This window comes from Streptomyces sp. AA1529 (assembly GCF_000280905.1).
Classification (GTDB): Bacteria; Actinomycetota; Actinomycetes; order Streptomycetales; family Streptomycetaceae; genus Streptomyces.
Window position 1 is genome coordinate 73,122 of sequence record NZ_ALAP01000012.1, and the last position, 13,902, is coordinate 87,023.

Consider the following 13,902-nt stretch of genomic DNA (forward strand, 5'->3'; position numbering starts at 1 on the left):
CCGGAGCATCATGCCGTGCGGGTGTCCTTGCGGTAGAGCCAGGCGGCCGCCCCGGCGAAGAGCAGGAGGTAGCACAGCAGCAGCGCCGCGTCGCCGGGGTGCGGGGCCTCGCCGGCCTCCACCGCCCGGCCCAGTCCGGTGTAGGCGTGGGTGGGCAGCCACTCCCCGATGTCCTGGACCCATCCCGGGAGGGTCGACATGGGCAGCCACAGCCCGCCCATGAAGGCCAGCCCGAAGTAGCAGAGCATGGTGATCGGCCGCACCGCGTCGCCCGTCGCCAGGTAGCCGAGGGCCACGCCCAGCGCCGCGAAGACGAAGCTGCCCGCCCACGAGCACACCGCGACAGCGGCCCACTGCCATGCCTGCAGCCGGACGCCCATGACGAGCGCGCCGGTGAGCAGGACCAGCAGGATGGACGGCAGGCTGACGGTGGCGGCCGAGGCGATCTTGGCGGTGACGTAGCCGCGGCCCGGCAGCGCCGTCAGCCGCAGCTGCCGCACCCAGCCGGCCTCGCGTTCCCTGGCGATGCGTTCGCTGTTGCCCATCAGCACGGCCGTCATGGCGGCGAACGCGGCCATCGCGACCATGTAGTAGAGCTTCATGTCGACGCGGAGGCCCGACATGTTCCCCGGGACGTCCCGGCCCGCGATGATCACGTAGAGCACCGGTGGGTAGAGCACCGAGAAGAACAGGAACTTCTTGTTGCGCAGTGAGCGGGTGATCTCCAGCCTGACGAGGGTCTTCACCGTGCTGCCGCCTTTCGGGCGTGGTTCCGGGAGGTGGAGGCGCGGACCTGTTCCGCGCGGGAGGTGAGGGCGACGAACGCCTCCTCCAGCCCGAGGCCGGTGACCTCCAGGCCGTGCGGACGGATCCCCAGCGCGTAGAGCGCGTGCACGGTGGCGTCCGCGTCGGTCGAGCGCAGCCGGACGGCGGCCCCGGCCAGCCGCAGTTCGGCGACCCCCGGGAGAGCGCGCAACTGCGCCTCCAGCACCCCGTCGGGCACCATCTCCAGCGTGAAGCCGACCCGCCGCACGCCCGCCATCGCCTTGATCTCGGCCGCGCTGCCGTCGGCGAGCAGCCGTCCCCGGTGCAGCACCAGCACCCGGTCGGCCACCTCGTCGGCCTCCTCCAGGTAGTGCGTGGCGAACAGCACCGTGCGGCCCCCGGCGGCCTGGTTCCGCATGGCGGACCAGAAGGAGCGGCGCGCGGTGACGTCCATGCCGGTGGTGGGCTCGTCCAGCACGATCAGATCGCTGTCCCCCGCGATCGCCAGTGCGAACCGCACGCGCTGTTCCTGGCCGCCGGAGAGCTTGCCCACCATCCGGTCGGCCAGCTCGGTGAGGCCGGCGTCCAGCAGCACCTGCTCGACCGGGTGACCGCGCGGGTGCAGGTCGCAGGCGAGTGCCACGAGTTCCCTGACCCGTACGCCGTCCATCAGGCCGCCGGACTGGAGCATGGCGCCCACCCGGCCGTCGGTGACCGCCTGCCGGGGTGTCCTCCCGAACAGCCGGACCCGGCCGCCCGGATCCGGGGTGCGCAGCCCCAGGAGCAGATCGAGCGTGGTGGACTTGCCCGCTCCGTTGGGGCCGAGGAGGGCGACGGTCTCGCCGGGGTGCAGGGCCACCTCCAGCCCGTCCAGGGCCCGGACGGAACCGTAGGTCTTGCCTGCGGAGAGGAACTCCACGGCCGGTGCCGTGGCGTGCGTCGATGTCATGCCCCCAGGTTCGCCCGGCGCGGGGTGCCGGTGGCAGTGCCGACGGTCGTGACCTGGGGCTGACAGATGTCATGGCCGCGGGGGTGAGCACGGCGCCCGGGAGCGGCACCGGCCTCGCGCGGCCCGGACACGGCCCGAGGGGTGCCCCGCAGCTGCGGGGCACCCCTCGGGAACGTCCGTGCGCCGCCCGGACGGTGCCGTGCGGAACGGGCCGTCCGGCCGGACGCGGCTCAGCGCGAGCGGGATCCGGGGACCGTGGCGTAGCGCCGCCCCGGCTCCGGCGGCGCCTTCTTGCGCAGGGCCTCCACCATGGCGACGGCCGCGTGCTTCGGGGTCATCCGCACCGTTCCGGCGCCGCCGTCGATCACCACGTCGTCGAACGCCGACCCGTAGGTCTTCTTGAGCTTCGCCGGGTCGATGGTCGGCTGGAGCCTGCCGCTGCCGCCCGCCCGCATAGTGAGGAACTTGCCCATGGTCTCCTGGCTGAACGGCACCTCGACGTCGCCCGCCCGGAGCCACACCCAGCCGGACATCGCGGTGCTGCCGAAGCCCTTGACCGCCTTGTTCAGCTCGGCCTCGGTCACCTTGGGCTTGCGCACCGTGCCGGGGAGCGCCACCGGCTCGTTCTCGCCGGAGACGGCACGCTCCCGGAACGCCTTCTCCAGCGCGGCCGGGGCCTTGTCGACATCGATGACCTTGTGCGGACTGCCCTTGACGGCCACCGCCTTGCCGCCGGTGAACTTGACCATGCCCTCGGACGGGGACTCCGCCTCCGCCTCGGCCATGACGGGCTTGAGCGCGGCCCGCACCTTGGCCTCGTCCACCGTGATGGCCGGGTCCGCCTGGCGGGTGCCGCCCATGAGGGAGCCGATGACGGAGACCGGGTTGTAGTCGCGCCCGGCCGCGGCGCGCACGGTGGCCTCGGTGTCCAGGGTGACCCCGGCGACGCCGGGCTTCAGCTCGGTCCGGCCCCCGCTCGTCTCGATCTTGAACGGTTCCTTCGTCCGGTCACCCAGCTCGGCGTCCAGCTTGTTGACCGCCTCGTGCTTGCTCAGGCCGCCGATCTCCACGCCGAGCACGGTGGTGCCCCTGGGTACGTCCGCGTGGTCGAGCAGCAGTCCGGTGCCGTAGGCGACCCCGACGACGCCGACCACGGCCACGCCCGCCAGCACCAGCTTGGAACGGCCGCGCTTCTTGGCCGGTGCACGGGTCCCCCCAGCGCTCTGCGGCGGCGGTGGGACGGGGGCGTCATCCGGCCCGGGGACACCGGCGCCGGGCGCCGGGTCCGCGCCGTCGGACTCACCGCCGGCTGCCCGCGGTGGGCCGCTGACCATGGTGTCGCTCGACAGCCGCGCGTCGCCGCCGCGCATCCCGGGAGCCGCCGCGCCGGGTCCCGCGCCCGGCGCACCGGCGCGGTCCGCCTCGGGGCCGCCGGGGAACCGTGGCGTGCCCGCGGGGGGCGTGCCCCCGGGGCCGTCGGCGAGGCCCGCGGGGCCGCGGCCGAACGCGTCCGGCCCGGAACCACCCTGCCCGGGCACGCCGGGGCCCGCGGGCCGGCCCGCGTCGAAGCCGGGCCCCTCGTCCGTGCCCTGGCCCGCACCCGGCGCGGCCAACGGGCCGGGGCCCGGGCCGGGAACGCCGCGGGCGGGCGGCACGGGCATGTCACCGCTGGCGGGCCCGGTGGTGGGCCCGGCCGGCCAGCCCAGAGGATCCGTACCGAGGTGCGGCACCCCGTCGGGAGGCGTGTCCGCCGGGCCGGTTCCGCCGGGGAACGACGGTCCCGCACCGGGCGTTCCGGGGATCCCGTGCGAACCGGTCGGCTCCGGGATCCCGTGCGAACCGGTCGGCTCCGGAATTCCGTGCGAACCCGTCGGCTCCGGGTCCGGGCCGCCGGTGGGGTAGGGCGACTCGCCGCGGTCCGGGCCACCGGCACCGCCGGGTACGCCGCCGCCCGGCCCGCCGCCGGCCGCCGGGCTGGGCGGCGGGGCGGAGTTCCTGGGCGACTTGCGGGGCGCGAACCAGTCGCTGGTCTCCTGGGTGAACTGCTCCTCGGCGCCCGGCGCGGCCTCGGCACGGCCCCCGGGGCTGCCGGGGCTGCCGGGGCTGCCGGGGCTGCCGGGCGGCGACGCCTGCGGCGCGGGCGGGGGAACGGCGGCTGCGGAGCCCCCGCCGGTGGCACGCTGGCCCGCCCCGAGGTCCGGGGCGCCCTTGGCGTCCCGGCCGCCGACGGCGGGGTCCGCTCTCCCGGACGTGTCGTCCGCGTTCTCGTCCGTCACCGGGGTCCGCATCACCACGGGCGGAATGGGCCGCGAACCGGGGATGTTGATGCGGATGCGGGTGGTGAGCGTCGTCTCGGTCCGGGGCTCGTCCGGCTTGGACCCGGCCGAAGGTTCGGCACCCCGGTCGTCCCGGTCCGCGCCGGAGTCCGGGGTGCCGTACGGCTCGGTCCCCGAGGGGTACGACGAACCGCCGCGCCCCTTGGGCCCGGAGGACGAACTGTCAGTTTCACGACTCAAAGCAGGTACTCCCGGATGGATTCGCCGTCTTCCTGTCGGCCCGAAGGCGGCTCGCCGGCGCGCACCACTGTACTTGGGGCACGGGGCACCGGCCCCGCGACCACCTGATCGCCCCGACGACGGCCCTCTCAGCGGTTCTTGTCGAGCGATACCGGTGGCGCGGGCAGCGCGATGGTGGTACACATCACAGCCACCAGCATGCCGCCGAACAGATAGACATAACTGCCGATTCCGGCGGCGTACAGGAAGTCGCCCTCCGGCCGGGAGGAGGTCGTCAGCAGCACCGCGAGCACCCACCCTGCCGCCGGAGCCGCGGCTCCCACCTTCGTGCGGCACAGCGTGGCGCCGCCCCAGAAGAGCCCGGCCGCCGCGGCCAGCGCGAGCAGCAGTCCCAGCGGGAACCAGCCGCCCTGGACGAGGGTGCCGGCCACTCCGGTCAGCAGGCCGAGAAGCACCAGTGCCGCATAGACCGCGACCCGGGGCCCGTACGCGTGCGGGTACGCGCTCCGCTCACCGGGCACGCCCGCGCTCACGCCCGCACCTCGGCGAACAGGTCGTCCGCGCCGGCCGGGGCCGCGTCGCCACGGTGGGCGCGCTGGAAGAACTCGGTCCCGGTCAGCGGCTGGGCCAGTCCGTTGGAAAGGGCGAAGAAGGCCCCGCGGGAGGTACGGCGCACCGACACCTGGGTCTCGTGTGCCGCCATCGCCGCCGCCTTCGCCTCGGTGTACGCGCCGGCGTCCACGGTGACATCGACCTCGGCCGCGCTCTCCACCACCCCCGGCACGTCGTCCGGCTGTGCGAAGCCCGTTCTGCCCTGGAAGCCGGGGAAGGGGAAGATCTCACCGTCCGCGTCGGCCGCGTGCAGCGACGCGAAGCCCTCCTCCAGGACCGGCCGGGGCACCACGTTCCAGTAGACGCGCTGCACCTGGTGCGGTGCGCCGCCGGTGCGCCCGGCTTCCCGCCCGGCGAGTTCGACCGCGCGCATGGCGACGCGGTGGGCCTTGATGTGGTCGGGGTGGCCGTAGCCCCCGTCGGGCCCGTAGGTGACGAGCACCTGGGGGCGCACCTCGCGCAGCACGGCCGCGAGCAGCCGCGCGGCCTCGTCCAGGCCGGCCTGCCAGAAGCAGCCGGGGCGGTCGTTGGTGGCCGCTCCCATCATCCCGGAGTCCCGGTAGCGCCCCGGCCCGCCCAGGAAGCGGTGGTCGGTCACGCCCAACGCGCGCATGGCGGCGGCGAGTTCCCCGATGCGGTGCGGGCCGAGGGTGTCGTCCTGGTCCGGCGCGAGGTGGGCCAGCCCGTCCGGGACGACCTCGCCCTCCTCGCCCAGGGTGCAGGTGACGAGGGTGACGTGGGCGCCCTCCGCCGCGTATCTGGCCATGGTGGCGCCCGTGGTGATCGACTCGTCGTCGGGGTGCGCGTGCACCAGCAGCAGCCGGCGCTCGGAGGCGGCCGGAGTGCCGGGGGCCGCCCCCGGGGGAAACGCAGCGGTCATGCCCCGAGCCTACGACGGGCACCGCACCCGGAGCGGGTGCGGGCACCGTCCCGGCCCGGCGACGTCACAGCACCGGCACCGCAGGGGCCCCGCCCAGGGCGCGTCACGGCCCGGGGCGCTCCCGCGGAGCAGGCGGCCGGGGTGCCGAGGAGGGTCCGGTCAGAATTTCAGCTCCCCGATCATGCCGGCGACGTTGGAGGTCAGATCGTTGATGGTGGGCGCCATCGAGGAACTTGCCAGATAGAAGCCCAACAGCACGCAGATCACCGCGTGTCCGGCTTTGAGCCCGGATTTCCTGACGAGCAGGATGACGATGATCGCCAGCAGCACCACCGCCGAAATCGAGAGTGCCACGGCGGTTCACCTCCAAGTCGCACGGTCGGTTCGGGGGATCTCGGTACGGGTCGCACGGACACGGCAGCACGCCTCCGGCATGGAGGAGCCACCGGCTTCATACCCAGCCCTCACCATGCGCAACGGATCATAATTATCCGGGTGACCGCACGGCTCGGTGCACAGGTGCAGACGAGGGGCGCATATTCAGTTCCAGCCAACTGCACACCACCGGACGATCGTTCCGGGCCGTACCTCCGGAGCGGACCGCGGCCCGGCGCGTGCGCAGTACGGTCGGCCGCATGGCTACGACTTTCCCGCGGCAGCACGCCCGTACCCACAGGTTCACACTCGGGGCTCCGAGGTCCTTCACTGTCGCCCCGGACGGCTCACGAGTCGTCTTCCTTCGCTCCCGTGGCGGCTCTGACCTGGCTCACCTGCTCTGGGTGCGGGATGTGGCGAGCGGCGCCGAGCGGATCGCGGCCGACCCCGAAGCGCTGCTCGGCGGCGCGGCCGAAGAACTGTCGGCGGAGGAGCGGGCCCGGCGCGAGCGGAGTCGCGAGGGCACCGCGGGTGTCGTGGGATATGCCACCGACACGTCCGTGAACAGCGCCGCTTTCGCTCTTTCGGGTCGGCTCTTCACCGTGGACCTGCTCTCCGGGCAGGCGCGGGAGCTGCCGGTGCCGACGCCGGTGGTCGACCCGCGCCCCTCCCCCGACGGCCGGCACGTGGCCTATGCCAGCGGCGGGGCGCTGCGGGTGGTGACGGCGGCGGGCACGGACGACCGGGCGCTGGCCGAGCCCGAGGCCGCGACCGTCACCTGGGGCCTGGCCGAATTCGTCGCCGCCGAGGAGATGTCGAGGACCCGCGGCCACTGGTGGTCGCCGGACTCGGACCGGCTGCTGGTCGCGCGGGCCGACGACGCGCCCGTGCGCCGCTGGACCATCGCCGACCCGGCGAACCCGCACGAGGAGCCGACACGGATCGCCTACCCCGCGGCCGGAACCGAGAACGCCGAGGTCACGCTGTATCTGCTCGATCTGGACGGGACCCGGTGCGAGGTGGTCTGGGACCGCGAACGCCATCCCTACCTGGCCCGGGTGCACTGGTCGTCCGGCGGGCCGCCGCTGCTGCTCGTACAGAGCAGGGACCAGCGCGAGGCGGCGTGTCTGAGCGTGGACACCGAGACGGGTGCGACGTCCGTCACACTCACCGAGAATGATCCAATCTGGCTGGAACTCTTCGGCGGGGTCCCGGCCTGGGCGCCGGACGGCAGCCTGGTGCGGATCACGGACGACGCCGGTCGACCGGACGGGGCGGCCGGCGCCTCGTCGGGCGCACGGGTGCTCATGGCGGGCGCACGGCCGCTGACCCCTGCCACCCTGCATGTCCGGGCCGTGCTCGACATCGGCGACGAGGACGTCCTCTTCTCCGCCTCCGAGGGCGACGGCGCACCCCGGTCCCGCCCCGGCGACATCGGGGTCTACCGGGTGCCGCTGGCCGGGGGCGAGCCGGTGCGGATCACCGACGGGGACGAGCCGCACGTGGCGTCCGCGGTGCGCGGCGGCGGGACGCTGGTGCTCTCGACCGCGAACCTGTCCCGGCCGGGTTCCCGTGCCGTCCTGCTGCGCGGGGACGGCACCGGGCCCGTGGGCGGCGAGCCCGCCGCCGTCGCGTCGTTCGCCGAGGAGCCGGTGCTCCGCACCGCACCGCGCCTGGTGCACACCGGGCAGCGGCGCATCCCGGCGGCCGTCGTCCTGCCCACCGGATACCGGGCGGCGGACGGACCGCTGCCGGTGCTGATGGATCCCTACGGCGGGCCGCACGGGCAGCGGGTGGTGGCCGCGCACAACGCGCATCTGACGGCCCAGTGGTTCGCCGACCAGGGGTTCGCGGTGGTCACGGCCGACGGCCGCGGCACCCCCGGGCACAGCCCCGGCTGGGAGAAGGCCGTCTCGCGCCGGCTGGCCGCCGTCACGCTGGACGACCAGGTGGCGGCGCTGGAGTCGCTGGCCGAGGAGTACCCGCTGGACACCTCCCGGGTCGGCATCCGCGGCTGGTCCTACGGCGGATATCTCGCGGCGCTCGCGGTGCTGCGACGGCCCGACGTGTTCCACGCCGCGGTCGCCGGTGCCCCGGTGACCGACTGGCGGCTGTACGACACCCACTACACGGAGCGGTACTGCGGCACCCCGCAGGACGACCCCGAGGTCTACGCCGAGTCGTCGCTGATCACCGACGCGGGACTGGCCGGGGTGGACCGGGACGCCCCGCACCGGCCGATGATGATCATCCACGGGCTGGCCGACGACAACGTCGTGGTCGGGCACGCGCTGCGGCTCTCCTCCGCCCTGCTGGCCGCCGGGCGTGCGCACGAGGTGCTGCCGCTGTCGGGCGTCACGCACATGGCCGGTGGCGCCGAGGTGGCGGAGAACCTGCTGCTGCTCCAGGTGGACTTCCTGAAGCGGTCGCTGGGGACCGGCGGCTGACCCCCGCCGCCGGCTGCCGCGGGCGGCTCGGGCCGACCACGGCAGCCGGCGGCCAGGGCCGCGGACCGGGTGGGAAAGGCCACGGCGGAGGGTTCCGGGACCGGCCCGGAACCCTCCCTGCTGGCGGACTGCCGGACTACCGGCCGGCCTCCACGGCGGCGTCCTGCGCACGGGCCGCGGTCGTCGGCTCCTCGGGGAAGTGGCAGGCGGTCAGGTGGCCGCCGGTGTTCCCGGGGATCTGGACCAGCGGCGGCTCGTCCGTGGCGCACTTGTCCTGGGCCTTCCAGCAGCGGGTGCGGAAGCGGCAGCCGGAGGGCGGGTTGACCGGCGACGGCACGTCCCCCACCAGCCGGATGCGCTCCCTGGCCGCGTCTCCTGTCGTGTCCCCGTCGTCCCCGCCGTCCTCGTCGTGCAGCACGGCCTCCGGCACCGCCGAGAGCAGCGCGTGCGTATAGGGGTGGCGGGGCCGGTTGTAGATGGCCTCGCGCTCGCCCACCTCGACGATCTTGCCGAGGTACATCACCGCGACCCGCTCCGAGAAGTGCCGCACGATCGCCAGGTCGTGGGCGATGAAGACGAAGGCGATCCCCAGGTCCCGCTGGACCTGCTGGAGCAGGTTGACGACCTGGGCCTGGATGGAGACGTCCAGCGCCGAGACCGGCTCGTCGGCCACGATCAGCTTCGGCTCCAGGGCCAGGGCGCGGGCGACGCCGATCCGCTGGCGCTGGCCGCCGGAGAACTCGTGCGGGAACCGGTTGTAGTGCTCGGGGTTGAGACCGACGGTCTCCAGCAGCTCGCGGATGCGCTTCTCCCGGCCGCCGGGCGGGTTGATGCCGTTGACCTCCATGGGCCCACCGATGATGGCGCCCACGGTGTGCCGCGGGTTCAGCGACGAGTACGGGTCCTGGAAGATCATCTGGATCTCGGAGCGGACCGGTGCCAGCTGCTTGCGCGTCGCGTGGGTGATGTCCTGCCCGGCGTAGCTGAGGGAGCCCGCGGTGGGCTCCAGCAGCCGGGTCAGCAGCCGTCCCGTCGTGGACTTGCCGCAGCCCGACTCGCCGACGAGCCCGAAGCTCTCGCCCGCGTGCACGGCGAGGTCGACCCCGGAGACGGCCTGGACCTCGCCCACTTTCCGCTTGAAGGGGAAGCCGCCCATGATCGGGAAGTGCTTGGCCAGGTTCTCGGCCTTCAGCAGCGGCTCGCCCGTGCGCGCGGGCCGCTGCTCCCGCGGTTCGCCCCCGCCCGGCTCGGTCAGGGTGCCGTCATCGCTCATTGGTCTGGGTCTCCCTCTGCCCGGCCTAGCTCAGCCTGGGCTTGATCTGCTCGACGAAGAACGTCCGCTTCTGCTCCGCCGTCAGGTGGCAGGCGGCGCCCCGGCCGTCCGGAAGCTGCGGCCGGTCGGCGGTGCAGGAGGCACCGGCGACCTCGTCCACGAAGTCGCAGCGGGGGTGGAAGGGACAGCCGGGCGGGGGTGCGAGCAGGCTGGGCGGGGTGCCGAGGATCGGTGAGAGCTCCTCGTTCACGTCGCCGGTCAGCCGGGGCATCGAGGTGAGCAGGCCCCAGGTGTAGGGGTGCTGCGGCGCCCGCAGCACCTCCGCGACGGAGCCCCGCTCGACGGCCCGGCCGCCGTACATCACCAGGATGTCGTCCGCGACGTTGGCGATGACGCCGAGGTCGTGGGTGATGAAGATGATCGCGGAGCCGAACTCCTGCTGGAGGTCCTTGAGCAGGTCCAGGATCTGCGCCTGCACCGTGACGTCGAGCGCGGTGGTGGGCTCGTCGGCGATCAGCAGGTCCGGATTGCACACCAGCGCCATGGCGATCATCGCGCGCTGCCGCATACCGCCGGAGAACTGGTGCGGGTAGTCGTTGACCCGCAGCTTCGCGTTCGGGATGCCGACCTTGTCGAGCATCTCGACGGCGCGCAGCTGGGCCTCCCGCTTGGAGCAGCCCGTGTGCTTGCGGTAGGGCTCGGCGATCTGCCGGCCGATCGTGTAGTAGGGCGAGAGCGCGGTGAGCGCGTCCTGGAAGATCATCGCCATCTTGTTGCCGCGCAGCGACTCCAGGGTCTTCTCCCGCGCGCCGGTCAGCTCCTGGCCGTCCAGCATGATCTCGCCGGAGACCGCGGTGGTGCGGGGGTTGTGCAGTCCGAGGATGGACAGGTTGGTGACCGACTTGCCGGAGCCGGACTCACCCACGATGCCGAGGGTGCGACCGCGTTCCACGGCGAAGGAGAGCCCGTCGACTGCCTTGACGGTGCCGTCCTCGGTGTCGAAGTGCACGTACAGATCGCGCACCGAGAGGAAGGCGTCCCCGTCGCCGGCGCCGCGCGGGCCCGGTACGTCGGCTTCCTTGGTCAGGGTGGTCATGTGCCGGTTCTCCTAGGACAGCCGCACGCGCGGGTCGATGAACGCGTAGGCGGCGTCCACGATGATGTTGAAGAGGATGATGAAGGTGGCCGCGAAGAGCATCACGCCCATCACCATGGGCAGGTCGGTGTTCTGCACCGAGTTCACCGCGAGGGTGCCGAGTCCGGGCAGCGAGAACGTCCACTCCGTGATCATCGCGCCGCCGAACAGCGAGCCCATGTCGACGCCGAAGATGGTGACGATGGGGATGAGCGAGCCGCGCCAGGCGTAGCGGAAGAAGACGTACTTCCCCGACATGCCCTTGGCCCGCGCGGCTTTGACGTGGTCCTCCTGCAGCTGCTCGATCATCGAGGAGCGGGACAGACGGGTGTAGTTCGCGGTGAAGATGATCTGGATGACCAGCCAGGGGAGCAGCAGTCCCAGGAACCAGCCGACCGGATCCTGCGTCAGCGGCACGTACTTGGGCTGGTCGAGCAGTTCCAGGTTGTAGACCACCAGCGCGAGCACGAGCGGACCGATGAAGTAGATCTGCATCGAGGAGAGCAGCAGCGACATCGAGCTGAACGCCTTGTCGATGAGCGTGCCCTTCTGCCAGGCGGCGATCATGCCCGCGCCCAGCCCGATCAGCAGGAAGACCACGGCCCCGCCGAGGGTCAGGGAGACGGTGGTGGGGAAGCGGTCCAGGATGGTCTGCCAGACCGGGTCCTGGTTGGCGAAGGAGTAGCCGAAGCACGGTGCCGGGCAGTCCCCGACGTTGAACTGACGGCCGGCGACGATGCCGACCATGAAGTGCCAGTACTGCATGGGGATCGGTTCGTCGATGCCCATGTTCTTGCGGATGACCTCCAGCGCGTCCGGCGTGCAGTTCTTGCCGCAGGCCAGCATCGCCGGGTCCCGTGGGACGGCATAGAAGAGGAAGAAGGTGACGGCGCTGATGATCAGCAGGATCACCACGGCGCCGAGCGACCGGCGGATGAGGAATCGCAGCATGACGGAACGCAGCTCTCGTGCGACAGCGGAATCGAGACGTGCGGGACAGCGGAGTCCGGAGGAGCGGACTCCGGGCTCCGCCGCCCGGCCCTGCGGGCCGGGCGGCGGAGGCGGCGCCTACCGGCGCCGGGCGAGTGCTACTTCTTCACGTACAGCGACGTGGGCTGGATGTCGTGCAGCTGCTCGTCGTAGTACATGCCGCCGATGTTGGAACCGGAGAGCTGGACGGCCTTGTAGTAGTGCATCGGCACGGCGGGCACGTCCTCGGTGAGGATCTTGTCCGCGAGCTTCTGCCACTCCTCGGCCGCCTTGTCCGCGTCGGACAGGGACCGGATGCGGTCCATCTCCTTCTCGAACTTCGGGTTCTTGTGGTGCGAGTAGTTGGCGGAGCCGTCCTGCACCTGGCGCCCGTCGAACAGGTTCGGGATGACGGTCGAGGAGCTCGGCCAGTCGGCACCCCACGAGTTGTGGTAGATGTCGTAGCCGTTCTTGACCTTGCCGATCTGGTCGTAGTACGTGTCCTGGATGATGTCCTTCTTCTGGACGTCGAAGCCGGCCTTCTCCAGGTTCTGCGTCGCGGCGACGGCGAAGTCCTGCCACTCGGGGGAGTTCTGGTAGGCGAAGGTGAGCTTCATGCCCTTCTTGCCGGACTCCTTGAGCAGCTTGGCCGCCTTCTTGACGTCACCCTGCGGGTTCTTGAGCTTGTCGAAGGGGTCGGTCTTCTTGTGGCCCACCAGGGTCGGGCTGATGTAGTTGCCCGCCATCTCGCCGCCGCCGGCGCCGCCGAAGGCCGAGACGATCGACTGGTTGGGGATCGCGTAGGCGATGGCCTGCCGGACCTTCTTGTTCTTGATCCGGTCCATGTTGATGTTCAGGTAGCTCACGTAGGACTGGTAGCCGGAGACCGAGCGCTTCTTGATCTCCGGGTCGGTGCGCACCTTCTGCAGGCTGGAGGCGTCGACCTGGTTGGTGAAGCTGGTGGCGGTCCGGTTCTCACCGGCGTCCGACATCAGCCGCTTGGTGGAGTCCTCGAAGGAGACACCGAACTGGATGTTGAACGCGTCCGGGTACTGGTGCCGCGCGGGGTCCGTCTTGGGGTCCCACTCCTTGTTGCGGACCAGCTTCATGCTCTTGCCGGACTTGAACGACGCGATCTTGTACGGGCCGCTGCACAGCGGCTTCTTGTCGTACTTCTCCTTGGTGTCCTTCTCCTCGGACACCGCCGCGTAGCCCGCCATGGCCAGCGCGTAGGGCAGCTCGGCCTGCGGCTTCTTGAAGTGGAAGATGATCGTCTTGTCGTCCGGGGTCTCCAGGACGTCATCGGGCAGGTGCTTGCCCTTGTAGGGGCCGTCCTTGAGCATGTCGCGGTACTTGGCGCCACCGGTGTCGGCCAGCCACTGCTGGATGAAGGTCGGCCCCTCGGTGATGAAGGGGGCGAACGTCCGCTCGATGGTGTGCCGGATGTCCTTCGAAGTGATGGCCGAGCCGTCCTCGAACTTGACCCCGTCCTTGAGCTTGTAGGTCCAGGTCTTGCCGCCGTCGGACTTCTGGCCGCTGTCGGTGGCCAGGTCGCCCACGACCGCGTACTCGTCGCCGCTGACCCGCTTGTAGGTGGTCAGACCGCGGTGGATCAGCGTGGCGAGGGCGCCCTCGTCGCTGACGTAGATCTGCGCGGGGTCGAGGTGGGCGTAGCTGTCGCGCTGCAGCACCTTGATGGTGCCGCCCTTGCGGCCGCCGTCGACCTCCTTCGCCGGGCCCTTGGAACCGGCCGCGTCCGCGAAGGTGTAGGAGACGTCCGAGCCCTGCTGCTTGGCCTTCTCGTCCTTGTCCTTGCTGTCGCCCCCGCCGCCGCTGCTGCAGCCGGTGAGGAACAGCGCCCCGGCGGCGACCGCCGCGAGGGAGGCACGCGCCGTGCGTATGCTCACTCTGCTCATGGTGGTGTCTGCACCTGCCTGTCGGTTGTCCGTCGCTGCCTGACTGATGCCGTACGGGGTGGCAG

11 protein-coding genes are annotated in these 13,902 nt (G+C 72.0%); 1 reads left to right on the forward strand and 10 read right to left on the reverse strand.

Annotated features, from left to right (window positions below):
• Window positions 1-8: 8 nt before the first annotated feature.
• From A949_RS0102540 to A949_RS0102565, 6 genes are all read right to left on the reverse strand, one after another.
• A complete protein-coding gene (locus A949_RS0102540) occupies window positions 9-746 on the reverse strand; it encodes an ABC transporter permease (protein WP_019354440.1) in 738 nt (245 codons plus the stop codon).
• Window positions 743-1,714: an ABC transporter ATP-binding protein gene (locus A949_RS0102545; RefSeq protein WP_019354441.1), complete on the reverse strand. Its 972-nt coding sequence runs from the start codon at window positions 1,712-1,714 to the stop codon at window positions 743-745. The genes A949_RS0102540 and A949_RS0102545 overlap by 4 nt, the downstream gene beginning before the upstream one ends.
• 230 nt (window positions 1,715-1,944) lie before the next feature.
• Window positions 1,945-4,230: a hypothetical protein gene (locus tag A949_RS0102550; RefSeq protein ID WP_019354442.1), complete on the reverse strand. Its 2,286-nt coding sequence runs from the start codon at window positions 4,228-4,230 to the stop codon at window positions 1,945-1,947.
• Window positions 4,231-4,358: 128 nt separating this feature from the next.
• The gene (locus A949_RS0102555) at window positions 4,359-4,763 is read right to left on the reverse strand and encodes a DUF6113 family protein (protein WP_019354443.1); all 405 of its coding nucleotides are present in this window, start codon (window positions 4,761-4,763) and stop codon (window positions 4,359-4,361) included.
• Complete coding sequence (gene mshB / locus A949_RS0102560; RefSeq protein ID WP_019354444.1) at window positions 4,760-5,722, reverse strand: N-acetyl-1-D-myo-inositol-2-amino-2-deoxy-alpha-D-glucopyranoside deacetylase; 963 nt, start codon at window positions 5,720-5,722, stop codon at window positions 4,760-4,762. Before mshB ends, A949_RS0102555 begins: the two co-directional genes overlap by 4 nt.
• A gap of 159 nt (window positions 5,723-5,881) precedes the next feature.
• Complete coding sequence (locus A949_RS0102565) at window positions 5,882-6,076, reverse strand: hypothetical protein (protein ID WP_019354445.1); 195 nt, start codon at window positions 6,074-6,076, stop codon at window positions 5,882-5,884.
• 281 nt (window positions 6,077-6,357) lie between these two features.
• Here A949_RS0102565 and A949_RS0102570 point away from each other — a divergent pair, with 281 nt between their 5' ends.
• Complete coding sequence (locus A949_RS0102570) at window positions 6,358-8,544, forward strand: S9 family peptidase (protein ID WP_026004276.1); 2,187 nt, start codon at window positions 6,358-6,360, stop codon at window positions 8,542-8,544.
• A gap of 136 nt (window positions 8,545-8,680) precedes the next feature.
• Here the strand turns inward: A949_RS0102570 and A949_RS0102575 are convergent, their stop codons facing one another.
• The 4 genes from A949_RS0102575 to A949_RS0102590 form a co-directional block, all read right to left on the reverse strand.
• Window positions 8,681-9,817, reverse strand: a complete 1,137-nt coding sequence (locus A949_RS0102575) for an ABC transporter ATP-binding protein (protein ID WP_019354447.1) — start codon at window positions 9,815-9,817, stop codon at window positions 8,681-8,683.
• A 25-nt stretch (window positions 9,818-9,842) separates the two neighbouring features.
• A complete protein-coding gene (locus tag A949_RS0102580) occupies window positions 9,843-10,913 on the reverse strand; it encodes an ABC transporter ATP-binding protein (protein WP_019354448.1) in 1,071 nt (356 codons plus the stop codon).
• A 12-nt stretch (window positions 10,914-10,925) separates the two neighbouring features.
• The gene (locus A949_RS0102585; RefSeq protein ID WP_019354449.1) at window positions 10,926-11,903 is read right to left on the reverse strand and encodes an ABC transporter permease; all 978 of its coding nucleotides are present in this window, start codon (window positions 11,901-11,903) and stop codon (window positions 10,926-10,928) included.
• A gap of 137 nt (window positions 11,904-12,040) precedes the next feature.
• Window positions 12,041-13,837 (reverse strand): ABC transporter substrate-binding protein, encoded by a 1,797-nt coding sequence (locus tag A949_RS0102590; RefSeq protein WP_026004277.1) that lies wholly within the window; start codon window positions 13,835-13,837, stop codon window positions 12,041-12,043.
• Window positions 13,838-13,902 lie beyond the last annotated feature (65 nt).

Coding starts and splice junctions, on each gene's coding strand:
- A949_RS0102545 (WP_019354441.1), bottom strand. CDS start 1,714: ATGACATCGACGCACGCCACGGCACCGGCCGTGGAGTTCCTCTCCGCA.
- mshB (WP_019354444.1), bottom strand. CDS start 5,722: ATGACCGCTGCGTTTCCCCCGGGGGCGGCCCCCGGCACTCCGGCCGCC.
- A949_RS0102570 (WP_026004276.1), top strand. CDS start 6,358: ATGGCTACGACTTTCCCGCGGCAGCACGCCCGTACCCACAGGTTCACA.
- A949_RS0102575 (WP_019354447.1), bottom strand. CDS start 9,817: ATGAGCGATGACGGCACCCTGACCGAGCCGGGCGGGGGCGAACCGCGG.
- A949_RS0102580 (WP_019354448.1), bottom strand. CDS start 10,913: ATGACCACCCTGACCAAGGAAGCCGACGTACCGGGCCCGCGCGGCGCC.
- A949_RS0102585 (WP_019354449.1), bottom strand. CDS start 11,903: ATGCTGCGATTCCTCATCCGCCGGTCGCTCGGCGCCGTGGTGATCCTG.
- A949_RS0102590 (WP_026004277.1), bottom strand. CDS start 13,837: ATGAGCAGAGTGAGCATACGCACGGCGCGTGCCTCCCTCGCGGCGGTC.